19 protein-coding genes are annotated in these 21,437 nt (G+C 70.8%); 11 read left to right on the forward strand and 8 right to left on the reverse strand.

Annotation, left to right across the window (positions count from 1 at the left end; genetic code table 11):
• Positions 1 to 32: 32 nt before the first annotated feature.
• Positions 33 to 2,702: a type I DNA topoisomerase gene (gene topA, locus ACIPQB_RS12970; protein ID WP_446485652.1), complete on the reverse strand. Its 2,670-nt coding sequence runs from the start codon at positions 2,700 to 2,702 to the stop codon at positions 33 to 35.
• A 207-nt stretch (positions 2,703 to 2,909) separates the two neighbouring features.
• Positions 2,910 to 3,530, reverse strand: a complete 621-nt coding sequence (locus ACIPQB_RS12975; protein WP_446485653.1) for a TetR/AcrR family transcriptional regulator — start codon at positions 3,528 to 3,530, stop codon at positions 2,910 to 2,912.
• A gap of 286 nt (positions 3,531 to 3,816) precedes the next feature.
• Here ACIPQB_RS12975 and ACIPQB_RS12980 point away from each other — a divergent pair, with 286 nt between their 5' ends.
• From ACIPQB_RS12980 to ACIPQB_RS12990, 3 genes are all read left to right on the forward strand, one after another.
• Positions 3,817 to 4,614: an enoyl-CoA hydratase/isomerase family protein gene (locus tag ACIPQB_RS12980; RefSeq protein WP_446485654.1), complete on the forward strand. Its 798-nt coding sequence runs from the start codon at positions 3,817 to 3,819 to the stop codon at positions 4,612 to 4,614.
• A 126-nt stretch (positions 4,615 to 4,740) separates the two neighbouring features.
• Positions 4,741 to 6,189, forward strand: coding sequence for an NAD-dependent succinate-semialdehyde dehydrogenase (locus ACIPQB_RS12985; RefSeq protein WP_446485655.1), 1,449 nt, complete (start codon positions 4,741 to 4,743; stop codon positions 6,187 to 6,189).
• Between the two features lie 77 nt (positions 6,190 to 6,266).
• Positions 6,267 to 7,247, forward strand: a complete 981-nt coding sequence (locus ACIPQB_RS12990; RefSeq protein WP_446485656.1) for an enoyl-CoA hydratase/isomerase family protein — start codon at positions 6,267 to 6,269, stop codon at positions 7,245 to 7,247.
• On the opposite strand, the gene ACIPQB_RS12995 is transcribed toward ACIPQB_RS12990, so the two are convergent.
• The 4 genes from ACIPQB_RS12995 to ACIPQB_RS13010 are packed head-to-tail and all read right to left on the reverse strand — an operon-like array spanning position 7,170 to position 11,527.
• Positions 7,170 to 8,564: an amidohydrolase family protein gene (locus ACIPQB_RS12995; RefSeq protein ID WP_446485657.1), complete on the reverse strand. Its 1,395-nt coding sequence runs from the start codon at positions 8,562 to 8,564 to the stop codon at positions 7,170 to 7,172. The two genes, ACIPQB_RS12990 and ACIPQB_RS12995, sit on opposite strands and share 78 nt — an antisense overlap.
• Positions 8,558 to 9,739 carry a CoA transferase gene (locus tag ACIPQB_RS13000; protein WP_446485658.1) on the reverse strand — a complete coding sequence of 394 codons (1,182 nt, stop codon included), beginning with the start codon at positions 9,737 to 9,739 and terminating at the stop codon, positions 8,558 to 8,560. The genes ACIPQB_RS12995 and ACIPQB_RS13000 overlap by 7 nt, the downstream gene beginning before the upstream one ends.
• An 11-nt stretch (positions 9,740 to 9,750) precedes the next feature.
• The gene (locus ACIPQB_RS13005) at positions 9,751 to 11,238 is read right to left on the reverse strand and encodes a class I adenylate-forming enzyme family protein (RefSeq protein ID WP_446485659.1); all 1,488 of its coding nucleotides are present in this window, start codon (positions 11,236 to 11,238) and stop codon (positions 9,751 to 9,753) included.
• Between the two features lie 10 nt (positions 11,239 to 11,248).
• Positions 11,249 to 11,527: a hypothetical protein gene (locus ACIPQB_RS13010; RefSeq protein ID WP_446485660.1), complete on the reverse strand. Its 279-nt coding sequence runs from the start codon at positions 11,525 to 11,527 to the stop codon at positions 11,249 to 11,251.
• 243 nt (positions 11,528 to 11,770) lie between these two features.
• Between ACIPQB_RS13010 and ACIPQB_RS13015 the strand changes: the two genes are divergently transcribed.
• The 3 genes from ACIPQB_RS13015 (at position 11,771) to ACIPQB_RS13025 (ending at position 14,209) form a co-directional block, all read left to right on the forward strand.
• On the forward strand, positions 11,771 to 12,442 hold the full coding sequence (locus ACIPQB_RS13015; protein ID WP_446485661.1) for an SDR family oxidoreductase: 672 nt from the start codon (positions 11,771 to 11,773) through the stop codon (positions 12,440 to 12,442).
• 169 nt (positions 12,443 to 12,611) lie between these two features.
• Positions 12,612 to 12,929 (forward strand): 2Fe-2S iron-sulfur cluster-binding protein, encoded by a 318-nt coding sequence (locus tag ACIPQB_RS13020; RefSeq protein ID WP_446485662.1) that lies wholly within the window; start codon positions 12,612 to 12,614, stop codon positions 12,927 to 12,929.
• 41 nt (positions 12,930 to 12,970) lie between these two features.
• Positions 12,971 to 14,209 (forward strand): NAD(P)/FAD-dependent oxidoreductase, encoded by a 1,239-nt coding sequence (locus tag ACIPQB_RS13025; RefSeq protein WP_446485663.1) that lies wholly within the window; start codon positions 12,971 to 12,973, stop codon positions 14,207 to 14,209.
• A 28-nt stretch (positions 14,210 to 14,237) separates the two neighbouring features.
• Here ACIPQB_RS13025 and ACIPQB_RS13030 read toward each other — a convergent pair whose 3' ends face one another.
• The gene (locus ACIPQB_RS13030) at positions 14,238 to 15,014 is read right to left on the reverse strand and encodes an enoyl-CoA hydratase-related protein (RefSeq protein WP_446485664.1); all 777 of its coding nucleotides are present in this window, start codon (positions 15,012 to 15,014) and stop codon (positions 14,238 to 14,240) included.
• Positions 15,014 to 15,994: an NAD(P)H-dependent flavin oxidoreductase gene (locus tag ACIPQB_RS13035; protein WP_446485665.1), complete on the reverse strand. Its 981-nt coding sequence runs from the start codon at positions 15,992 to 15,994 to the stop codon at positions 15,014 to 15,016. The genes ACIPQB_RS13030 and ACIPQB_RS13035 overlap by 1 nt, the downstream gene beginning before the upstream one ends.
• A gap of 216 nt (positions 15,995 to 16,210) precedes the next feature.
• Between ACIPQB_RS13035 and ACIPQB_RS13040 the strand changes: the two genes are divergently transcribed.
• The 5 genes from ACIPQB_RS13040 to ACIPQB_RS13060 all read left to right on the forward strand — a co-directional run bounded on the left by ACIPQB_RS13040 (position 16,211) and on the right by ACIPQB_RS13060 (position 21,432).
• Positions 16,211 to 17,338, forward strand: a complete 1,128-nt coding sequence (locus ACIPQB_RS13040; protein ID WP_446485666.1) for an acyl-CoA dehydrogenase family protein — start codon at positions 16,211 to 16,213, stop codon at positions 17,336 to 17,338.
• A gap of 10 nt (positions 17,339 to 17,348) precedes the next feature.
• Positions 17,349 to 18,548 (forward strand): acetyl-CoA C-acyltransferase, encoded by a 1,200-nt coding sequence (locus tag ACIPQB_RS13045; protein ID WP_446485667.1) that lies wholly within the window; start codon positions 17,349 to 17,351, stop codon positions 18,546 to 18,548.
• Between the two features lie 171 nt (positions 18,549 to 18,719).
• The gene (locus tag ACIPQB_RS13050) at positions 18,720 to 19,481 is read left to right on the forward strand and encodes an SDR family NAD(P)-dependent oxidoreductase (RefSeq protein WP_446485668.1); all 762 of its coding nucleotides are present in this window, start codon (positions 18,720 to 18,722) and stop codon (positions 19,479 to 19,481) included.
• Positions 19,482 to 19,483: 2 nt separating this feature from the next.
• On the forward strand, positions 19,484 to 20,269 hold the full coding sequence (locus tag ACIPQB_RS13055) for an enoyl-CoA hydratase/isomerase family protein (protein WP_446485669.1): 786 nt from the start codon (positions 19,484 to 19,486) through the stop codon (positions 20,267 to 20,269).
• A gap of 2 nt (positions 20,270 to 20,271) precedes the next feature.
• On the forward strand, positions 20,272 to 21,432 hold the full coding sequence (locus ACIPQB_RS13060) for an acetyl-CoA C-acetyltransferase (protein ID WP_446485670.1): 1,161 nt from the start codon (positions 20,272 to 20,274) through the stop codon (positions 21,430 to 21,432).
• The last annotated feature ends 5 nt before the right edge of the window (positions 21,433 to 21,437 follow it).

Raw genomic sequence — 21,437 nt, forward strand, 5'->3', positions numbered from 1 at the left:
GCGCCTAGCCTAAACCCAGGGGCCGAGGCGCGTCACGCCTCGGCTGTCACTTTCTTGCTGGCGGGCTTCTTGGCCGCCGGTTTCTTGACGGCCGGTTTCTTGGCCGGCGCCTTCTTGGCGGGCGCCGCGCCGTCGGCCGCCGCGGCCTTGGCCGGAGTCTTCTTGGCGGCGGCCTTCTTGGCCGGTTTCTTGCCGCCGCCGCCCTTGGCGACCCTGTCGGCCAGCAGGGCCACGGCCTCGTCCAGGGTCAGGGCGGCCGGATCGGCGCCCTTGGGGACATTGGCGTTGGTGTCGCCGTGCTTGATGTAGGGCCCGAACCGGCCCGACAGCACCCGCACCGGCTTGCCGTCCTCGGGGTGGTTGCCCAGCTCCGCCAGGGCCGCGGCCTGGCCGCGTTGCGGACGCCCGCCGCCGGCCCGCTTGTCGGCCAGCAGGGCCACCGCGCGGTTCAGGCCGATGTCGAAGACGTCCTCAGGGTTTTCCAGGTTGGCGTAGGTGCCCTCGTGCAGCACGAACGGCCCGAAGCGCCCCAGGCCCGCGGTGATGGTCTTGCCGTCATCGGGATGCTTGCCGACCTCGCGGGGCAGGGACAGCAGGCGCAAGGCCTTTTCCAGGTCGAGGCTTGCCGGCGTCCACCCCTTGGGCAGGCTGGAGCGCTTGGGCTTGTCGCCGCTGTCGGCCGCCGCCAGTTCCTCGACATAGGGGCCAAAGCGGCCGTTCTTCAGCCACACCGCGCGACCGGTCGCCGGGTTGATCCCCAGCTCCTTGTCGGCCGCCTCGGCCTCGCCGTCGCCCTCGGCCGTGGCCAACTGGCGGGTGAAACGGCATTCGGGATAGTTGCTGCAGCCGATGAAGGCCCCGAACTTGCCGGTCTTCAGCGACAGCATCCCCGTGCCGCAGGTCGGGCACAGGCGCGGATCGGAGCCGTCGCCCTTGTCGGGGAAGATGTGCGGGCCCAGGGCCTCGTTCAGCGCGTCGAGCACGTTGGTGGTGCGCAGCTCGGCGATCTCGCCGACGGCGGCGTGGAAGTCCTTCCAGAAGTCGCGCAGGAACTGCTTCCAGTCCAGCTTGCCGTCCGACACCAGGTCCAGCTGCTCTTCCAGGGCGGCGGTGAAGTCGTATTCCACATAGCGGCGGAAGAACTGCTCCAGGAAGGCGGTGACCAGGCGGCCCTTGTCCTCGGGGATGAAGCGCTGCTTGTCCATGCGGACATATTCGCGGTCGCGCAGCACGGTCAGCACCGAGGCGTAGGTCGAAGGCCGGCCGATGCCCAGCTCTTCCATCTTCTTGACCAGGCTGGCTTCCGAATAGCGCGGCGGCGGCTCGGTGAAGTGCTGGTCGGCGCGGGCCTCGATGACCTTGGCGGTCGCGCCTTCCTCGATCACCGGCAGGCGGGCGCTGTCTTCGCCCTCCTCGTCGTCGCGGCCTTCCTCGTAGACGGCCAGATAGCCGGGGAACAGCACCACCTGGCCGGTGGCGCGCATCCCGGTCTGGCCGTCGGCGCTTTCCAGGTCGACGGTGGTGCGCTCGATGCGGGCGCTCTCCATCTGCGAGGCGATCATCCGCTTCCAGATCAGCTCGTAGAGGCGGCCAAGATCCGGCTCCAGCCGCAGCGAGCCGGGATTGCGCTTCAGGCTGGTCGGGCGGATGGCTTCGTGGGCCTCCTGGGCGTTCTTGGCCTTGGCCTTGTAGTAGCGCGGGGTCTCGGGGACGTAGGTCTCGCCATAGACATTGCCGATCACGCTGCGCGCCTCGGCGATGCCCTCGGGCTCGACCGACACGCCGTCGGTCCGCATGTAGGTGATCAGGCCGACGGTCTCGCCGCCGATGTCGATGCCTTCGTACAGCTTCTGGGCCGCCTGCATGGTGCGCTGGGCCGAGAAGCCCAGCTTGCGCGAGGCTTCCTGCTGCAGGGTCGAGGTGGTGAAGGGCGGGGCGGGCGAGCGCTTGCCCGGCTTCTTCTCGACGGCGGCGACCTTGAAGGTCGCCTTCTGCACCGCGGCCTTGGCCGCCAGGGCCGAGCCCTCATTGCCCAGGTCGAACTTGGTGAGCTTCTTGCCCTCGTGCTTGACCAGGCGGGCCAGGAACGGGTCGGCGCCGGCCGTGACGTCGGCCTCGACGCTCCAGTATTCCTGGGTCTTGAAGCGCTCGATCTCCAGCTCGCGGTCGACGATCAGCCGCAGGCAGACCGACTGCACGCGGCCGGCCGAGCGGCTGCCCGGCAGCTTGCGCCACAGCACCGGCGACAGGGTGAATCCGACCAGATAGTCCAGGGCGCGGCGGGCCAGATAGGCCTCGACCAGCTCCATGTCGATGTCGCGCGGATGGGCCATCGCCTCGAGCACCGAGATCTTGGTGATGGCGTTGAAGGTGACGCGCTGGACGGTCTTGTCCTTGATCGCCTTCTTCTTCTGCAGCACTTCCAGCACGTGCCAGCTGATGGCTTCCCCTTCGCGGTCGGGGTCGGTGGCCAGGATCACGCCGTCGGCGCCCTTCACGGCGTCGACGATGTCGGTGATCCGCTTGGCGCCCTTGGCGTCGGCTTCCCAGTGCATGGCGAAGTCGTTGTCGGGCTCGACCGAGCCGTCCTTGGACGGCAGGTCGCGGATGTGGCCGTACGAGGCCAGAACCGTGTAGCCGGACCCGAGGTACTTGTTGATGGTCTTGGCCTTGGCCGGGCTCTCGACGACGACGACGATCATTAGGACCTTGATGCCTGGAAATTGGGTTCGTCCCCCGGGCGAACCCCGGCGACGAGGGCCGGAAAGTGGGGGCGGCGCCGGGGGTCTGTCAACGGCGGCCGTTGCGAACGGCGCATTTGGCGCGCGGCTCTCTCTATAGAGAGAGGAAATATGCACCGGCCGGCGGCAGGCGGGGCCCGGCCGGGTGGCGCTCTGCCAGGTCGAGGCTCAGGCGGGCCTCAGGGCCGCGACGAAGAGGTCGGCGTAGTGTTCGCTGATCTCGCGAGGGGACGAGGGACCCGTCTCCTCGAACCACAGGGCGGCGGCGTTGAGGGCGCCGGCGATGGCGAAGGCGGTCATCTTGGTGTCGGTGGGCGCCAGGGTCCCGTCGCGGGCCCCGTCCAGCAGGACGCCCCGGATGCGGTCGTCGACCGTGCGCTTGATGGCCCGAAGCTCCTTGCGCAGCGGCGGCGACAGGCTGTTGTCGGGCACCCGCGTCAGGCAGCGGCCATAGATCGACAGGATCGCCTCGCCATAGGCGACGATCAGAACATGCAGGCGGGTGCGGGCGTCGGCGGCCTCGCCTTCGGAGCGGCGGGTCACGTCGTCGAGGGTTTCCAGGGCGCGGCGATAGCAGGCGGCCAGCAGGGCCTCCTTGCTTTCGCCGTAGTAGTAGATGGTCGGCTTGGTGACCTTGAGGGCCGCGGCCACGTCCTCCAGCGCCGTGTTGTGGAATCCGCGCTCGTTGAAGGCCCGCGCCGCCGCCAGCAGCACGGCCTCGCGCTTGATCTCCCGCTCCTTGAGGCGGTCGTCGGGCGTTTTCCAGGGCGAGGCGGGCGGTGCGGGCATGGACAGGTCTTCACTGACGACGAAGCGGCGTATGCAAAGCTAAAAATCGAGCCGACGCCAAGGGATAAGATCCTAGAGAGCCGCCGCGGGCGATGCATCCGCATTCGCCAATGGGCCGCAGATCCTTTCCAGTCCGTTAGACGGGTCGCGTTCGCGGGACGGGAACCATCGCCCGGTCGCTAACCGGGCCACGCGCGGCGGGAACGCCAAGCCCCGTCTTGGCGGGCCCGAACGCCGTCGGCTAGTTTCGAGGCCCCGTGACGCCCGCTCAAGGAGACTGTTCGTGATGCAGCCGCTGACGTTCGAGGTGGAGGAAGGGGTCGCGATCCTGACGCTCAACCGGCCGGCCCAGGGCAATGCCCTGAATCCCGAGCTGCTGCTGGCGCTTGAGGCGGCCTGGGCCCGGGTCAACCAGGATGCGGCCATCGTCGCGGTCATCCTGACCGGCGCCGGCGAGCGGCATTTCTGCACCGGGGCGGACGTGGGGGCGCTGGAGGTCGGCGTCGGCGGCTTGCAGAACCAGCCCTATGCCGCGGCCAATCGGTTCTCGCCGCGCATGTGCCAGGTGACCAAGCCGGTGATCTGCTGCGTCAACGGCCTGGTCAATGCCGGCGGCCTGCACTTCGTCGCCGACAGCGACATCGTCGTCGCCTGCCAGGGCGCGCAGTTCATGGACACCCATGTCAGCGTCGGCCAGGTCTCGGCCCTGGAATCGATCGGCATCGCCCGGCGGGCCGGCCTCGGCGCGGCCCTGCTGATGGGATTGGCGGGCAAGTCCTATCGGATGCCGGCCGAGCGGGCCTACGCCCTGGGCATGGTCGATCTCCTCGAACCCACCGCCGCCGAAGCCCTGGCCCGGGCCAAGGTCCTGGCGCGGGCCATGTGCGCCAACTCGCCCCAGGCGATGGCCCTGACCAAGCGGGCGATCTGGAGCGCCACCGAACTGAGCGATCCCGCCGCGCCGGTCCATGGCTGGGAACTGCTGAAGTCGCAATGGTCGCATCCCGACTTCGAGGAAGGCCCCAAGGCCTTCGCCGAAAAGCGCGAGCCCCGCTGGAATCCGGATCCCAACGCCCGCCGCTAGGCCTGTACGCAACGCCGTCGCGGTATCGCCGCCGCGATCGGCGACGGGCGATCGCCCCGTGCTAGGACGGGCGAAATCCCCGCCCAGACGGCCGTCGTGCGCGGCCTTGCCAAAGGTGACCAAGCGATGCGGCATCTGTTGAACGATCCGGCCCTGCTGCGCGAGCAATGCTGGATCGGCGGTGCCTGGACGGGCGAGCCCAGCCTTGCCGTCACCGACCCGGCCAGCGGGGAGACGCTGGGCAGGGTTCCCAGTCTGGGCGCCGAGGCGGTGGCCGAGGCCATCGCGGCGGCCGAGGGGGCGCTGGCCGGCTGGCGAGCCAGGACCGCGGGCGATCGCGCCCGCATCCTGCGGCGCTGGTACGAGGCCGTGACCGCGGCCCAGGAGGACCTGGCGCTGATCCTGACCCGCGAGCAGGGCAAGCCCCTGGCCGAGGCGCGCGGCGAGATCGCCTATGCCGCCAGCTACATCGAATGGTTCGCCGAGGAGGGCAAACGTCTCTATGGCGAGGTGATCCCCAGCCACCGCGCCGACAGCCGGCTGGTCGTCATCCGCCAGCCCGTCGGCGTGGTCGCGGCCATCACCCCCTGGAATTTCCCGGCGGCCATGGTGACGCGCAAGATCGCGCCGGCCCTGGCGGCGGGCTGCACCGTCATCCTCAAGCCGGCGTCTCAGACGCCGCTGACGGCCCTGGCCCTGGTGCGGCTGGCCGAGCAGGCCGGTGTCCCCGCGGGCGTCCTCAATGTGGTGACGGGCTCGGCCCGGGTGATCGGGGCGGAACTGACGACCAGCCCCGTGGTGCGCAAGCTCAGCTTCACCGGCTCGACCGAGGTCGGAAAGACCCTGATGGCGCAATGCGCGCCCACCATGAAGAAGATCTCGATGGAACTGGGCGGCAACGCCCCGTTCATCGTCTTCGCCGACGCCGATCTGGACGCCGCGGTCGAGGGCGCGATCGCCTCGAAGTACCGCAACAACGGCCAGACCTGCGTCTGCGTGAACCGCATCCTGGTCCACCAGGATGTCGCCGCGGCCTTCGAAGCCAAGCTGGCCGTGGCGGTGGCAGGGCTGAAGGTCGGCCCCGGCAGCGAGGCCGGCGTCGTTCTCGGCCCGCTGATCGACGAGGCCGCGGTCCTGAAGGTGGAGGAGCACATCGCCGACGCGCTCGACCATGGCGGACGCCTGGTGACGGGAGGCCGCCGCCACGCCCTGGGGCAGGGCTTTTTCGAGCCCACGGTGATCGGCGGCTGCACGCCGGCGATGCTCGTGGCCCGCGAGGAGACCTTCGGCCCCGTCGCCGCCCTGTTCGCCTTCGAGACCGAGGCCCAGGCCCTGGCCATGGCCAACGACACCGACGTCGGCCTGGCCGGCTATTTCTACACCCGCGATCTTGCCCGGGTGTGGCGGGTGGCCGAGGCGCTGGAAGTCGGCATGGTCGGAATCAATACCGGCCTGATTTCCACCGAGGTCGCGCCGTTCGGCGGGATCAAGGCGTCGGGCACGGGCCGCGAAGGCTCGCGCCACGGCCTGGAGGACTATAGCGAACTCAAATACCTGTGCATGGGCGGCCTGTAGAGGACCGTCCGATCGCCTCGGATCCCCCTTGCACAGGGCTGGAGGTTTGGTGAAACCTCTGGCCATGAGGCGGCGTGATGGACGTTAGCGAACGGCTGATCGATCCCGCCAAAGGCTGGCCGGACGCGCATGACTCTTCATGGCCGCTCGGCTTCATCCGTCTGGAGACCTGGCCAGACCCAGCGGCGACTGGCGCGCCGCCGTTTCCGCTGATCGGGCTGGGGTCGCCGATCGATCCGCGGGCGTCCTGGGTCGACGCCGTGCTTGAGCCGCCGGTCTCGGCCGAAGGCTTGATCCGGCAGGTCGCCGCCAATTCCACTGCGGCGGCGGTTGCGGTCCAGTTGCTAAGGGCGCTCGAAGACGTCGGCGTCGAACAGGCGCTGACGCTGGAGTCCCTGGCCTACGGCCTGCTGCAGGGCGGCGCCGAGCATGGCCGCTGGCTGCAGGGGCGCGCCGTCCGCCCTTCGCCGCCGGGACGCGTGCGGTTGACCCGCGACGACGCGGTGTTGCGGATCACGCTCGATCGGCCCTGGGCGCGCAACGCCATCGACCGGACGATACGGGACGGGCTGTTCGAAGCCTTCACGGTCGCGGCCAGCGATCCGGACATCGCCCGGGTCGAACTGCGGTCCGTCGGCCCGGCCTTCAGCATCGGCGGCGATCTCGACGAGTTCGGCGTCACGCGCGACCCGGCCACGGCGCACCGGATCCGAAGCCTGACCCTGCCGGCCCGGCCGCTCTCGCGCCGCGCCGACATCGTCGATGTCCACGTCCAAGGCGCGTGCGTCGGGGCGGGACTGGAGATGGCGGCGTTCGCCGGGCGGGTCACCGCCTCGCCCACGGCCTGGTTCCAGCTGCCAGAACTGGCCATGGGCCTGATCCCCGGGGCCGGCGGCTGCGTGTCGCTCGCCCGGCGGATCGGCCGGAGTCGGACGGCGCTGATGGTGCTGTCGGGTCGCCGGATCAACGCGACCACGGCGCTAGACTGGGGGCTGATCGACGCCATCGAAGATCGTCCGCCCCTCGACCCAGGCGGCGCGGACCCGGACCGCGGCTAGCGCCTGGCGGGCCTGCGCCCACGGACGATCGATCAGGCACAGGTCGGCCGCCGCCCCGACCGCCACGCGTCGCCGCCGCTCCAGCGCCTCCGGCGCGCGCAGATAGAGGTCGAGCGCCTGTTCCGGCGTCAAGGCCTCGGCCTCGCCGATCGGCGCGCCATCCCGGGTCCGCCGCGAGACCGCCGCCGCCATCGCCGCCCACGGATCGGGTCCTCCGAACGGCGCGTCGCTGCCCGCCGCCAGGGTCACACCGGCGTCGCGGAAGGCGCTCAGGCGGTAGAGCAGGGGCTGCAGATCGGGCTCCACGTCGGTGCGATAGATGTCGCCGCGCTCGGCCACGAAATGCGGCTGGCTGACCACCGCCAGGCCGAGGCGGGCGATCTCGTCCACCGCGGAATCGGGCGCGATCGAGGCGTGCTCGATACGGTCGCCGGCCTCGACGCCCGCGGCGTCGAAGGCGGCGAGGGTGAACACCAGCTCGACCTCGGTGGCGCAGTGCACGGCGACGGCGCGGCCGCGGGCGTGGGCGGTGCGGACGAAGCGCACGGCCTCGTCGAAGTCCGGAAGGTCGGCTTCGTGCAGATGCAGCTTTGCGGGACCGAGCCTGACCCGGCCGGCCATGTCGGCCGAGGTCAGGTCCATCCGTCCGGCCAGCAGCACCCGCTGTGGCAGGGATCCGTCGGCGCCCTGGGCGGCGAAGTGGCGGGCCATCACCGCGTCGTTGGCCGGCGACATGTCGGTCAGGCCGGTGACGCCGGCGCGCGCCAGGATCGCGCCCACCGCCGCCAGGCAGGGCGGATGGCTCCCCAGCGCCCGCTTCATCCAGGCGTCCTCGTCGAACAGGCGTCCGGTGAACCGGCCGTCCTGCCGCTCCAGCCCGGGCGGCGGCGCGTGGTCGGCGAGGAGGATGTCCAGCGCCGCGGAGTTGAGGAACCACATCCGCCCCGAACGGTGCTGCACCCGGACCGGGCGGTGGGCGACGAGCGCGTCCAGCCCCGCCGCGTCGAGCAGGCCGGCGACGCTCTCGTGATAGCCTGTTCCCCGCAGCCAGCCGCCGCCGGGCGCGGCTTGCAGCGCGGCGGCGAAGGTCTCGGCGTCGGCGACCTCGGGCGGTCCGCAGCGAACCGAGGTCAGGGACGCGGCCAGGGCGGCGGCATGGATGTGGTGGTCGTGCAGGCCCGGCAGCAGCAGGCCGCCGGCGGCGACCACGGTCTCTTCCGGCAGCGGTTCCAGCGTTCCGATCGCGGTGACCAGGCCCCGCTCGACGCGAACATCGCGCACCTGCCCACCCTCAAGCTCGGCCCGGGCGATCAGCATGGGGCGAGGCTCGCCAGGCGTGAGCTTGTGTCGGCGCCAAGCGCGGGAAGGGGGCCCGCCTCGCGGCGGCGGACGATGGGGAAGGGGCGTCCGGCCGCCCGGCGCCAGGCCTTGAGCTCCGCCGCAAGGCCGAGGGGATCGGCGGTCCGCGCCTGGGTCAGGGCCTCGGCCGCCACGCCGCGCATCGACAGGCCGAAACGGCCGCCCCGCCCCTGGCGCCAGGCGTCCCAGGCGACCTGGGCGGCGAAGATACCGGTCAGCGGATCGGCGATGGCGTCGCCGACGAAGCCGGGGCGACCGCTCGCCGCCCGCAAGGCCGCGCTGAGCCCCGCCGCGACGCCGCAATCGTCGCCGAACCCGATCCAGTCCGCCGCCGGCCCCTCGGCGCCGTGGCCGGTGATGGTGATCCAGACGAGCCCCGGCCGCGCCCGCACCAGCCCGCCGGCCGCGATCCCGAGCTGGGCCAGCGCGCGGGGGCGGGCGGCTTCGATAACGATGTCCGACTGGGCGATCAGGGCCAGCAGCGCCCGGCGGCCCTCGGGCGTACGGAGGTCGAGCCCCACGCTCGCCTTGCCCTGGTTGAGCAGGGCGAACAGGGCCCCGTCGCCGTCGCGCATGGCGTCCGGGCGGGCGAGGCTCTCGACCTTGGTCACCTCGGCGCCGGCCAGCCACAGCAGGTGCCCGGCCAGCGGACCGGCCCACAGGGCCGAGAGATCGAGAACCTTCGGCCGATGCGCGGGGGGCGGCGCGGGAACGGCTTCCGCAAGGGTCGTGCAGGGCGGACCCGGCGGGTCTTCCTCGTCCTCGGCGGCGATCGCCAGGCCCATCAGCCTTCCGCGGGCCACCAGGGATCCGGCGTCGGACCGGGCGATCCGGGCGGCGATCGCCTGATTGTCGCCGGGGTCCAGCCCCTCGGCCTCGAACAGGGCCGGCAGCAGTTCACGGTCGGCGGGACGCGCCAGGTTGAGGGCGACGGCGCCGTCGCGCGCGGCGTAGAGGTGAGATCCGCCGCCGGCCGAGACGTCGCCCGGTATGCGGAAGCCGCCGAGCATGGCGCGTTCGCCCAGCAAGGTCGCGCCGTCGAGCTCGGCCAGGCGCGCGCCGCCGGTCGCCCGGGCCAGCGCCTGGACCCAGAGGTCGGCGACGCGGCTCAGCGGGATCGGGGGGGCGGTCATCGCGCCGGGTTTCAGAAGAGCTTGCGTACCTCGCGCCTCAGCAGTTTGCCCATTTCGTTATAGGGCAGGGCGTCGACGAAGACGATGCGCTCGGGGACCCGCGACGAGCGCAGCCGCCCGCGGATGAGGCCGCGCAGCTCGTCCTCGCTCGGCGCCGCCTGGCCGGCCTTGGCCGCCAGGGCGACGCCGACCGCCTCGCCCCATTCGACCGAGGGGATCGCGACGGCCGCCGCGTCGGCCAAGGCCGGGTGGGTCATCAGCACGTCCTCGATCTCGCCCGGCGAGATGTTCTCGCCGCCGCGGACGATCACGTCGTCGGCCCGGCCGGCCAGGAACAGGTAGCCGTCGGCGTCCAGCCAGCCGGCGTCGCGGGTCGGAAACCAGCCGTCGGCGTCCAGCGCGCTGCGCTCGCGATATTCGCCCGACACCTGGTCGCCGCGGACATAGATCTCGCCGCGCTCGCCGGCCGGCAGCGGCCGCCCGTCCTCGTCGCGAATCTCCAGTTCGATGGTCGGCAGCGGGCGGCCGACCGACGCCAGCCGGGCGCGCACGGCCTCGTCGGCGGACCGGTGCGCCGCACGATGTTCGTCGGGACCCAGCAGGGCGACCGTCGAGCTGGTCTCGGTCAGGCCGTAGGCGTTGGTGAAGCCGCAATCGGGGAACAGGTCGAGCGCCCGATGGATCAGTTCCAGCGGCATGCGCCCGCCGCCATAGGCCAGCGCCTTCAACGAGGCGACGTCGGCCGGGGCGCCGGCGTCCACCCGCGCGATGATCCGCGACAGCATGGTCGGCACCACGAAGGCGTTGGTCGCCCGCTCTGCGGCGACCAGGGCCAGCCAGGCGTCGGGATCGAAGGCCGGCAGCAGCAGGATGCGCCGCAGGGCGTAGATCGAGCTCAGCAAGGCCGCGATCCCGGCGATGTGATAGGGCGGCACGCTGACCAGGACCGCGTCCTCCTCCGGCGCCGAGGCGAACTCGACCGTGCCCAGGATGTAGGACAGCAGGTTCGAATGGCGAAGCACGGCGGCCTTGGGCGCGGCGGTGGTGCCGCTGGTGAACAGCTGGACGGCGATCGTCTCCTCGCCTTCGTCCAACTCCGGTCCTTCGGCCGCGGCCTCGGCTTGGGCGACGAACTCGGCGCGCGAGCGCACGACATGGCCAAGGCCCGGGCTCAGCCGCTCGATCTGCGCGGCGTCGCCGACGACATAGGCCGGCGCGATGCGGCCCAGCAGGGCGGCGAGGTCGGCGCCGGCGAGCCGGTAGTTGAGCGGCACATAGGGCACGCCGGCGATGGCCGCGCCGAACAGGGCGATCGCCGCGGCTTCGCTGCTTTCGTCGAGCAACGCGACATGGCTGCAGCCGCTGTCGCGAATGCGCCACGCCGCGCCTTGGGCCGCGGCGTGCAGCGCGGCGTAGGACCAACGTCGTCCATCGCAAACCAGACCGACGCGATCAGGCTCCGCGTCGGCCGCCATCTGCAGGATGAGCGAGATGTTCATGAAGCGTGACTCAGTCGGAGGAGGGCAGCGGCTTGGCTTCTTTGGTCTGCAGCGCGACGCCGTCGAGCGACAGGGAGCCCTGTCCGGCCTTCACGCACAGGAACTCGACCGTGCCGGCTGCGTCGACATAGCGCTTGCCGATCTGGGACCCGCCGGCGAAGGCCGGATCGACCGCGCCGCGTTCGGCGGGGCGCTTCTCGACCATCGGCGCGCCGCCGCATTCGACCGTTCCCGCGCCGGCGCGGATCACCATCACCTCGGTGTCGCAGACGCTGCTGGCTAGCTTCATTCCGGGTTTCATGGCCATCCTCGATATTGAACAGGCGATCGCGCTGGCGTCGCGGGGCCAAGGTTAGGCTCTTGTTCCTATTATTTCGCCCGAGCGTATCAAGAGCCGCGGCGTTCCTGGTCAAAGGCATCGCCGCGACGATGACAACATCGGCCAGGCGCTCTGGCGATATTACGGCCTTTGCCGAGCATCGGTCGGTGCGAGAAGGATACGCCGTTTGACGCTGAACAGCAGGAGCAAGACATGAGCCGAACAGTCGCGGTTACCGGCGCCGCGGGCGCGCTCGGCCGGAAGACGGCCGAAGTCCTGGGACAGGCCGGGTGGACGGTGGTCGGGATCGACCTCGCCGAGGGGCCGTTCGAGGGCGCGGCCCTGGCGCTGGGGGGCGTCGACCTGACCGACGAAGCAGCAATGACGGCGGCCGCCGGCCGGATCGAGTCGCAGTTCGGCGGTCTCGACGGCCTGGTCAACATCGCCGGCGGCTTCCGCTGGGAGCCGATTCTCGACGGCGATCTGGCGACCTGGGACCGGCTCTATGCGATGAACGTCAAGACCACCCTGGTGGCTTCGCGGGTCCTGACGCCGCTGCTGCTGAAGTCGGCCGGCGCGATCGTCAATGTCGGCGCCGCGGCGGCGACCAAGGCGGCGATGGGCATGGGGGCCTATGCGGCGTCGAAGGCCGGGGTGGCGCGGCTGACCGAGGCCCTGGCCGAGGAGCTGAAGGACGCCGGCGTGCGCGTCAACGCCGTGCTGCCCAGCATCATCGACACGCCGGTCAACCGCCAGGACATGCCCGACGCGGAATTCTCCCGCTGGGTGACCCCGGAGGCCCTGGCCAACGTCGTGGCCTTTCTGCTGTCGCCGCAGGCCTCGGCGGTCACCGGCGCGCTGATCCCGGTCACCGGCCGGGTCTGACCCGCCCTGCGACCGCGAACTGCGGTGTGGCGATATCTTGCCGTTCGAGGCGCCGTTCCCGGGCGGAACCGGCGCTGTCGTCTTGTTTGCGACCTTGGCTTGGTGCATCGGCAAGGGCTGTGCTTGCGTCTGCGGCCGAGGCCGTCGTGTTCCATCGGAGATTTCCATCGTGCCAAAGCTGATCGTCGTCACCCGTGAAGGCGAGGAACGGGAGATCGAGGGGCAAGCCGGGCTGTCGGTCATGGAACTGATCCGCGACGCCGGGTTCGATGAACTGCTGGCCCTGTGCGGCGGGTGCTGCAGCTGCGCGACCTGCCACGTCCATGTCGATCCGGCCTTCGCCGACCAGCTGCCGGCGATGAGCGACGACGAGAACGACCTGCTCGACAGCTCGTCGCATCGCGACGAACGCTCGCGGCTGTCGTGCCAGCTGCGCTTCAGCGCCGCGCTCGACGGCCTGAAGGTGCAGATCGCCGAAGAGGACTAGCGCCAGGCCGGCGTAACCGACGAAGACCATGGGACCGTCGAATGCGTAACGATACGGATGTCTTGATTGTCGGCGCCGGCCACGCCGGGGCGGCGTGCGCGATCGCGCTCCGGCACGGAAAGTTCGACGGCCGCATCCTTGTCGTCGGCGCCGAGCCCGACCTGCCCTATGAGCGTCCCCCGCTTTCGAAGGAATACCTGGCCGGCGACAAGCCGTTCGAGCGGCTGCTGATCCGCCCCGAAGCCTTCTGGACCGAGCGCGACGTCCATTTCCAGCTGGGCGTGACGGTGGCTTCGGTCGACGCCGCCGCCCATTGCGTGACGACGGAGTCCGGCGCGGTGATCGGCTATCGCCATCTGGTCTGGGCGACCGGGGGCGCGCCGCGGCGCCTGGGTTGCGAGGGCCACCATCTCGCCGGCGTCCACACGGTTCGCACCCGCGCCGACGCCGACCGGATGATGGCCGAACTGCCCGAGGTCTCCCGCGTGGTGGTGATCGGCGGCGGCTATATCGGTCTTGAGGCGGCGGCGGTGCTGGCCAAGTTCGGCAAGACGGTCGTGGTCCTCGAAACCCTCGACCGGGTGCTGGCCAGGGTCGCGGGCGAGCCGCTGTCGCGGTTCCTGGAAGCCGAGCATCGCGCGCATGGCGTCGACGTCCGGCTCGGCGACACCGTCGACTGCATCCTGGGCGAGGACCGCGTCACCGGCGTGCGGCTGGCCGACGGCCAGGTGCTGGAGGCCCAGATGGTCATCGTCGGCATCGGCATCATCCCGGCGGTCGAACCCCTGATCGCGGCCGGCGCCGAGGGCGGCAACGGCGTGGCGGTCGACAGCCATTGCCGCACCAGCCTGCCGGACGTCTTCGCGGTCGGAGACTGCGCCCGCCACGCCAACCGTTATGCCGACGGCGCCCAGGTGCGGCTGGAATCCGTCCAGAACGCCAACGACCAGGCGGCGGTGGCGGCCAAGGCGATCCTGGGCCAGCCGGCCGACTACGACGCCACGCCGTGGTTCTGGTCCAACCAGTACGACATCAAGCTGCAGACGGTGGGGCTGTCGATCGGCTACGACCAGACCGTGGTGCGCGGCGACAGCGCCAGCCGCAGCTTTTCCCTGGTCTATCTGAAGGCGGGCCGGGTCATCGCGCTCGATTGCGTCAATGCGGTGAAGGACTATGTCCAGGGCCGCAAGCTGGTCGAGGCCGGCGCGCGCGTCGACGCGGCGCGCCTGGCGGACGCGGCGACGCCGCTCAAGGACCTGGCGCTCGAAGTTCTGGGCTAGGTCCGTTGGGCGGTGATCCCGCGGCCGGTCAGCGGCCTTTCCAGTCCGGCTTGCGCTTGGCGGCGAAGGCGGCGGGGCCTTCGGCCGCGTCCTCGGAGTCCAGCATGCGCCGCACCGCGGGATAGGCCCACTGGGCCTCCAGGGCCGCGGCGAGCGGTTCGTTCAGGCCCTGGAGCGCGATCTGCTTGGTGGCGCGCACCGACATCGGGCTGCAGGCGATGATCTCCTCGGCCCAACGCAGGGCGGCGGCCAGGGCGTCGGTCTCGACCACCTCGTTGACGAAGCCCAGCGCAAGGCCTTCGGCCGCGCTCAGCCGGCGACCGGTCAGCATCAGGCCCATGGCCCGCTTCAGGCCGATCTCGCGCGGCAGCCGCAGGACGCCGCCGCCTAGGGCGGCCAGGCCGACGCGGACCTCGGGCAGGGCGAAGGCGGCGTTCTGCGCAGCGACGACGATGTCGCAGGCCAGGGCGATCTCGAAGCCGCCGCCCATCGCGATACCATTCACCGCTGCGATCACCGGCTTGGTGGGTTGCAAGCGCGAGGTGATCCCGCCGAAGCCGGACGGCGGCAGGTCGGCGCTGCTCAGCGGCATCGGCGACTTGAGGTCATGGCCGGCGCAGAACGCCTTGGGCCCCGCGCCGGTCAGGACGGCGACCCACTGCTCGTCGTCGGCCTCGAAGGCGTCGAAGGCTCGGGCCAGTTCGACCTGGGCCTGCGCGTTGAGCGCGTTGTGGGCCTCGGGTCGGTTGATCGTGACGACGGTCACGCGCCCGGCCTGCGCGACGGTGATGAAGGCGTAGGTCATCAGGCGGCCAGCAAGCCGGCCAGCCGCCCGCGGATGATCGCCTCGGCGTCATGCATGATGCGGCCGATCAGCTGCGCGCAGGTCGGAACGTCGTGGATCAGCCCCTGGACCTGGCCGGCCCAGATCAGCCCGGCGTCGACGTCGCCGGTTTCCAGCGCCGTCCGGCCTCGGGCGCCCGAGACTAGCGGGCGGACGTCCTCGAACACCGCGCCCGGACCGCCGCCGAGCGCCACGACCTGGTCGGAGACCGAGGTCTTGGCCACCCGGCCGGTGTTGCGGAAGGCCCGGAAGATCAGGTTGGTCGCGCGCTCGTCGTTCTGGACCAGCAGCTGCTTGATGTTGTCGTGGATGGGGGCCTCGACCGTGGCGCAGAACCGCGTGCCCATGTTGATGCCCTCGGCGCCCAGCGCCAGGGCCGCGGCCAGGCCGCGCCCGTCGCCGAAGCCGCCGCTGGCGATCATCGGGATCTTGACCTGGTCGGCCGCGGCCGGGATCAGGACCAGGCCGGGAATGTCATCCTCGCCCGGATGCCCCGCGCATTCGAAGCCGTCGATCGAGATCGCGTCGACCCCCATCCGTTCGGCCGACAGCGCATGGCGCACGGCCGTGCATTTGTGGATCACCTTGACGCCATGGGTCTTGAAGTCGTCGACGTGTTCCTGCGGCTTGTGACCCGCGGTCTCGACGATGGTGACGCCGCTGTCGATGACCGCCCGGCGATATTCGGCATAGGGCGGCGGCGACACCGAGGGCAGGATCGTCAGGTTCACGCCGAACGGCTTGTCGGTCAGGGTCCGGCAGCGGGCGATCTCGCGGCGCAGGTCGTCGGGCGTCGGCTGTGTGAGGGCGGTCAGCAGGCCCAGGCCCCCGGCGTTGGAAACCGCCGCCGCCAGCTCGGCCCGGCCGACCCACATCATGCCGCCCTGGACGATGGGATGCTCGATGCCGAGAAGCTCGGTAAAGCGCGTGCGGATCCCCATGTTTCAGTCTTCCCGATTTGCCGTCGCCAGGGCTGGCGGCTCGATCTTGCGCCCTACCCGTGGGTAGGTGATCGGGGCTCGGAATCTTGTCAATATGGTCCTGGGCCAAGCATCGCCGCCTTGATCTTGTCGGACCGGCAGAGGCTTCGCGCCTTGACGAAAGACCCGCAAGACGCGAAATCTACCCTTGAGTAAATTTCAGACTTTCGGGTTTTCATGATCCTCACCGCGACGCAATCGGCCATTCGCGACGCGGTGCGCGACTTCGCGCATGAGCGCATCCGGCCGCACGCGACGGCGTTCGAGGCGGCGGGGGCGTATCCGCAAGCCCTGTTCGAGGAGGTCGCGGGCCTCGGCCTGATGGGCATGACCGCCCCGGAGGAATTCGGCGGCGCGGGCGCCGACTATGTCTCCTACGCCCTGGCCCTGATCGAGATCGCGGCGGGCGACGGCGCGCTGTCGACGATCCTGTCGATCCAGAACAGCCTGATCGTCTCGGCGCTGCTGCGTCTGGGCTCGCCGGAGCAGAAGGCCCGGTTCCTGCCCGACCTCGTCGCCGGCCGCCTGATCGGCGCCTTCGCCTTGACCGAGGCCGACGCCGGTTCGGACGCCGCCGCCATCCGCACCCGGGCGACCCGCGTCGACGGCGGGTGGCGGCTGAACGGCGCCAAGCAGTTCATCACCTCCGGACGCATCGCCGGCCTGGCGATCGTCTTCGCGGTCACCGATCCCGCCGCCGGCAAGAAGGGCCTGTCGGCCTTTCTCGTGCCCACCGATCGTCCCGGCTACGCTGTGGACAAGGTCGAGCACAAGCTGGGCCAGGCCGCCTCGGACACCTGCGCGATCCGCTTCGACGATCTCTTCGTCGAAGATGGCCTGATGCTGGGCGGGGAGGGCGAGGGCTACCGCATCGCGCTCTCCAACCTGGAGGTCGGCCGGATCGGCATCGCGGCCCAATGCGTGGGCATGGCCTGGGCGGCGCTCGACATCGCCGTCGCCTACGCCAAGGACCGCAAGAGTTTCGGCAAGCCGATCATCGAGCATCAGGCGGTCGGCTTCCGGCTGGCCGATCTCGCGACCCGACTGGAGGCCGCGCGCCAGATGGTGCTGGCCGCCGCCGCGCTCAAGGAGGCGGGCGAGCCCTGTCTCACCCAGGCCTCGATGGCCAAGCTGTTCGCCTCCGAAACCGCCGAGGCGGTGGTGTCGGGGGCGATCCAGACCCTGGGCGGATATGGCTATCTCGAGGAATACGGGCTCGCGAAGATCTATCGCGACGTCCGCGTCTGCCAGATCTATGAGGGCACGTCCGACATCCAGCGGATGGTGATCGCCCGTGCCCTTTGAGGAGACCGTCGTGCCCATCACTGACCATGCCGCCGATCCCGTCGTCATCGCCGGCTATGCCCGGACCCCCATGGGCGGGTTCATGGGCGAGCTCTCGGGCCTGAAGTCCACCGAACTGGGCGCGGCGGCCGTCAAGGCGGCGGTCGAGCGCTCGGGGGTGCCTCCGGACGCGGTCCAGCGGATCTTCATGGGCTGCGTGCTGCCCGCCGGCCTTGGCCAGGCCCCCGCCCGCCAGGCGGCGCTGGGTGCGGGCCTGTCGTTGTCGACCCAGGCCACCACGGTCAACAAGATGTGCGGCTCGGGCATGCAGGCGGCGATGATGGCCTATGACGCCCTCGCCGCCGGCAGCGCCGACGTCATCGTCGCCGGCGGCATGGAGAGCATGAGCAACGCGCCCTACGCCCTGCCCAAGCACCGGTCCGGCGCCCGCATCGGCCACGGCCAGGTAATCGACACCATGATGATGGACGGCCTCGAGGACGCCTATACGCCCGGCAAGGCGATGGGCGCCTTCGCCGAGGACGCCGTGCAGGCCTACCAGTTTAGCCGCGAGGACCAGGACGCCTTTGCCATCCGCTCGCTGTCGCGCGCCAATGCGGCGATCGCCAGCGGCGCCTTCGCGCGCGAGATCGTCGCGGTGACCGTCCCCGGCCGCGGCGGCGCGGTGACGGTCGCCGTCGACGAGCAGCCCGGCAAGGCCAAGCCCGAGAAGATCCCGTCGCTGAAGCCCGCCTTCCTCAAGGACGGCACGATCACCGCCGCCAACGCCTCGTCGATCTCCGACGGCGCGGCGGCCCTGGTGATGACCCGCGCCAGCGTGGCCGAGAAGCTGGGGCTGAAGGTCGTGGCTCGCGTCGTCGGCCATGAGGGCCATGCCCACGAGCCGGGTCTGTTCACTACCGCTCCAGTGCCTGCCATGCGCCGGTTGATGGAGCGGATCGGCTGGACGATCGACGATGTCGACCTGTTCGAGGTCAACGAGGCCTTCGCGGTGGTGGCGATGATCGCCGCCCGCGACCTGGGCATTCCCGACGACAAGCTCAACGTCAACGGCGGGGCCACCGCCCTGGGCCATCCGATCGGCGCCAGCGGCGCGCGCATCCTGGCGACCCTGCTGGGCGCGCTGGAAAACCGCGGGCTCAAGCGCGGGGTCGCCAGCCTGTGCATCGGCGGTGGCGAGGCGACGGCGATGGCGGTGGAGCTGGTCTGACCTTCGGTCGAGTCGGGGAACTTGGCTGGACGACGCCTGGGGCGTCGGGCTGACGGCGGTGAAATCGGGCGGGATCCGATTTCGCCGCTTCGCTTGAGGCGACTTGAAGTCGATCTTGCGCAACAAAATGAACGACGGGACGACGTCCTGCGACGGGAGAGGGACAGGCCGATGAACGTGAACGGGATGGGCGCGATCGTGACCGGCGGAGCGTCCGGGCTGGGCGCCGCCACCGCCAGGCTGCTGGCGGCGCAGGGCGCGCGCGTGGCGATCTTCGACCTCAATGAGGAGGTCGGCCTCGCCGCCGCCAAGGACATCGGCGGCGTCTTCGTCAAGGTCAACGTGTCCGACGAAAGCAGCGCCAATGCGGGCTTCGCCGCCGCCGAGGCGGCCCATGGCGTCGCCCGAGTGCTGGTCAACTGCGCCGGCGTCGCCCCCGGCGCGCGCATCGTCGCCAAGGATGGGACGCCGCATTCGCTCGACCTCTATCGCAGGACGATCGAGGTCAATCTGATCGGCACCTTCAACATGATCTCCAAGTTCGCCGCCCGCGTGGTCGCCGCGAGCCTGGACGGCGAGGAGGCCGGGGTGATCGTCAACACCGCCTCGGTCGCCGCCTTTGACGGCCAGATCGGCCAGGCCGCCTATTCCTCGTCGAAGGGCGGCGTGGTGGGCCTGACCCTGACCGCGGCGCGCGACCTGGCCCAGCATCGTATCCGGGTGACGACCATCGCGCCCGGCATCTTCCTGACGCCGATGCTGATGGGGCTGCCGCAGGCGACCCAGGATTCGCTGGGCCAGCAGGTTCCGCATCCCAGCCGGTTGGGCAAGCCGGAGGAATACGCCCAGATGGTCGGATCGATCATCGCCAATCCCATGCTCAACGGCGAAGTGATCCGCCTCGACGGCGCGATCCGCATGGGTCCACGCTAGCCATGACCGACACCGTCCTCCTCGAGCGCGACGGCGCCGTCGCCCGCATCATCCTCAACCGACCCGAGGTCGGCAACGCCCTCGACATGCCGACGGCCCAGGCCCTGATGGCGGCGGTGATCACCTGCGACGAGGACGAGGCGATCCGTTGCGTGCTGCTGACCGGCGCCGGGCGGCTGTTCTGCGTCGGCGGCGACGTCGCCGCCTTCTCCGCGGCGGGCGACCAACTGCCGGCCTTCCTCAAGGAGATCACCGTCTACGTCCATGCGGCGGTGGCGCGGCTGATGCGGATGAACAAGCCGGTGATCACGGCGATCAACGGGGCGGCCGCCGGGGCGGGCGTCGGGCTGGCGATCCTGGGCGACATCGCGCTGGCCGGTCCGCGGGCCCAGTTCGCCCTGGCCTACGGCGCCCTTGGCCTGTCGCCCGACGGCGGCAGCACCTGGCTGCTGCCCCGCCTGATCGGCCTGCGGCGCGCCCAGGAGCTTTGCCTGCGCAACCGGCGGCTCACCGCCGAGGAAGCCGCCGCCATGGGCCTGGTCACCCGGGTGGTCGAGGGCGAGCTGATGGACGAGGCGATGGCGGTCGCGCACGAGCTGGCGCGTTCGGCCACGCCCGCGCTCGGGGTGACCCGCCGGCTGCTGCTCGACAGCGCCACCGCCTCGCTCGAGGCGCAGCTGGACGCCGAGAGCCGGGGCATCGCCGGCCTGGCGCGCACGCCCGAGGGCAAGGAAGGCGTCGCCGCCTTCATCGCCAAGCGCGCCCCTGATTTCACCGGAGACAAGTGACCATGGCCGAAGCCTATATCGTGGAGTCGCTGCGCACCGCCGGCGGCAGGCGCAAGGGCGCGCTGTCGAGCGTCCATCCCGCCGACCTGGGCGCGACCGTGCTCGACGCCCTGGTCGCCCGCACCGGCGTCGATCCGGCCGCGATCGAGGACGTCATCGTCGGCTGCGTGACCCAGGCCGGCGAGCAGGCCTTCGCCTTCGGCCGCAACCTGGTGCTGGCCTCGTCCCTGCCCGACAGCGTGCCGGCGGTGACGATCGACCGCCAATGCGGCTCGTCGCAGCAGGCGATCCAGTTCGCCGCCCAGGCGGTGATGTCGGGCACGCAGGACGTCGTGATCGCGGCCGGGGCCGAGAGCATGACCCGCGTGCCGATGGGCTCGAACTTCGCGCTCCACGCCCAGGCCGGAGTGGGCGAGGGGCCGTGGTCCCGGAAGATCCAGGACCGCTACGGCGTCACCGAGTTCAGCCAGTTCCAGGGCGCCCAGAGGGTCGCCGACAAGTACGGCCTGACCCGTGAGCAGATGGACGCCTTTGCGCTGCAAAGCCACCAGAAGGCCGCCGCGGCGATCAGGGCGGGCGCGTTCAAGGCCGAGATCGTGCCGGTGCAGACGGCGGAGGGCCTTTTCGACCAGGACGAGGGCGTGCGCTTCGACACGTCCCTGGAAGCGATGGCCGGCGTCAAGACGATCCTGGAGGGCGGCACCATCACCGCCGCCAACGCCAGCCAGATGTCGGACGGCGCCTCGGGCGCGCTGATCGTCAGCGAAGCCGCGCTGAAGCGCTTCGACCTGACGCCGATCGCCCGCATCGTGAACCTGACGGTCACCGCCGGCGATCCGGTCATCATGCTGGAAGAGCCGATCGCCGCGACCCGCAGGGCGCTGGAGCGGGCGGGGCTGAAGCTCGATGACATCGACCTGTTCGAGGTCAACGAGGCCTTCGCCTCGATCCCGATGGCCTGGCTGAAGGCGCTGGGGGCCGATCCGGCCAGGCTCAATGTCAATGGCGGCGCGATCGCCCTGGGCCACCCGCTCGGCGCCAGCGGGGCCAAGCTGATGGCCACTCTGCTGCACGCCCTGAAGGCGCGCGGCGGCCGCTATGGCCTGCAGACCATGTGCGAAGGCGGCGGCCTGGCCAATGTGACCATCGTCGAGCGGCTGTAGGGCCG

The sequence above is a fragment of the Caulobacter sp. LARHSG274 genome (assembly GCF_052871235.1).

What these genes read in the sequence shown, in the direction of transcription:
- ACIPQB_RS13040 (WP_446485666.1), top strand. Translation starts at nt 16,211, where the DNA reads ATGATCCTCACCGCGACGCAATCGGCCATTCGCGACGCGGTGCGCGAC.
- ACIPQB_RS12990 (WP_446485656.1), top strand. Translation starts at nt 6,267, where the DNA reads ATGGACGTTAGCGAACGGCTGATCGATCCCGCCAAAGGCTGGCCGGAC.
- ACIPQB_RS13050 (WP_446485668.1), top strand. Translation starts at nt 18,720, where the DNA reads ATGAACGTGAACGGGATGGGCGCGATCGTGACCGGCGGAGCGTCCGGG.
- ACIPQB_RS12985 (WP_446485655.1), top strand. Translation starts at nt 4,741, where the DNA reads ATGCGGCATCTGTTGAACGATCCGGCCCTGCTGCGCGAGCAATGCTGG.
- ACIPQB_RS13060 (WP_446485670.1), top strand. Translation starts at nt 20,272, where the DNA reads ATGGCCGAAGCCTATATCGTGGAGTCGCTGCGCACCGCCGGCGGCAGG.
- topA (WP_446485652.1), bottom strand. Translation starts at nt 2,702, where the DNA reads ATGATCGTCGTCGTCGTCGAGAGCCCGGCCAAGGCCAAGACCATCAAC.
- ACIPQB_RS13025 (WP_446485663.1), top strand. Translation starts at nt 12,971, where the DNA reads ATGCGTAACGATACGGATGTCTTGATTGTCGGCGCCGGCCACGCCGGG.
- ACIPQB_RS13015 (WP_446485661.1), top strand. Translation starts at nt 11,771, where the DNA reads ATGAGCCGAACAGTCGCGGTTACCGGCGCCGCGGGCGCGCTCGGCCGG.
- ACIPQB_RS13030 (WP_446485664.1), bottom strand. Translation starts at nt 15,014, where the DNA reads ATGACCTACGCCTTCATCACCGTCGCGCAGGCCGGGCGCGTGACCGTC.
- ACIPQB_RS13010 (WP_446485660.1), bottom strand. Translation starts at nt 11,527, where the DNA reads ATGAAGCTAGCCAGCAGCGTCTGCGACACCGAGGTGATGGTGATCCGC.
- ACIPQB_RS12995 (WP_446485657.1), bottom strand. Translation starts at nt 8,564, where the DNA reads ATGCTGATCGCCCGGGCCGAGCTTGAGGGTGGGCAGGTGCGCGATGTT.
- ACIPQB_RS13000 (WP_446485658.1), bottom strand. Translation starts at nt 9,739, where the DNA reads ATGACCGCCCCCCCGATCCCGCTGAGCCGCGTCGCCGACCTCTGGGTC.
- ACIPQB_RS12975 (WP_446485653.1), bottom strand. Translation starts at nt 3,530, where the DNA reads ATGCCCGCACCGCCCGCCTCGCCCTGGAAAACGCCCGACGACCGCCTC.
- ACIPQB_RS13055 (WP_446485669.1), top strand. Translation starts at nt 19,484, where the DNA reads ATGACCGACACCGTCCTCCTCGAGCGCGACGGCGCCGTCGCCCGCATC.
- ACIPQB_RS12980 (WP_446485654.1), top strand. Translation starts at nt 3,817, where the DNA reads ATGCAGCCGCTGACGTTCGAGGTGGAGGAAGGGGTCGCGATCCTGACG.
- ACIPQB_RS13005 (WP_446485659.1), bottom strand. Translation starts at nt 11,238, where the DNA reads ATGAACATCTCGCTCATCCTGCAGATGGCGGCCGACGCGGAGCCTGAT.
- ACIPQB_RS13035 (WP_446485665.1), bottom strand. Translation starts at nt 15,994, where the DNA reads ATGGGGATCCGCACGCGCTTTACCGAGCTTCTCGGCATCGAGCATCCC.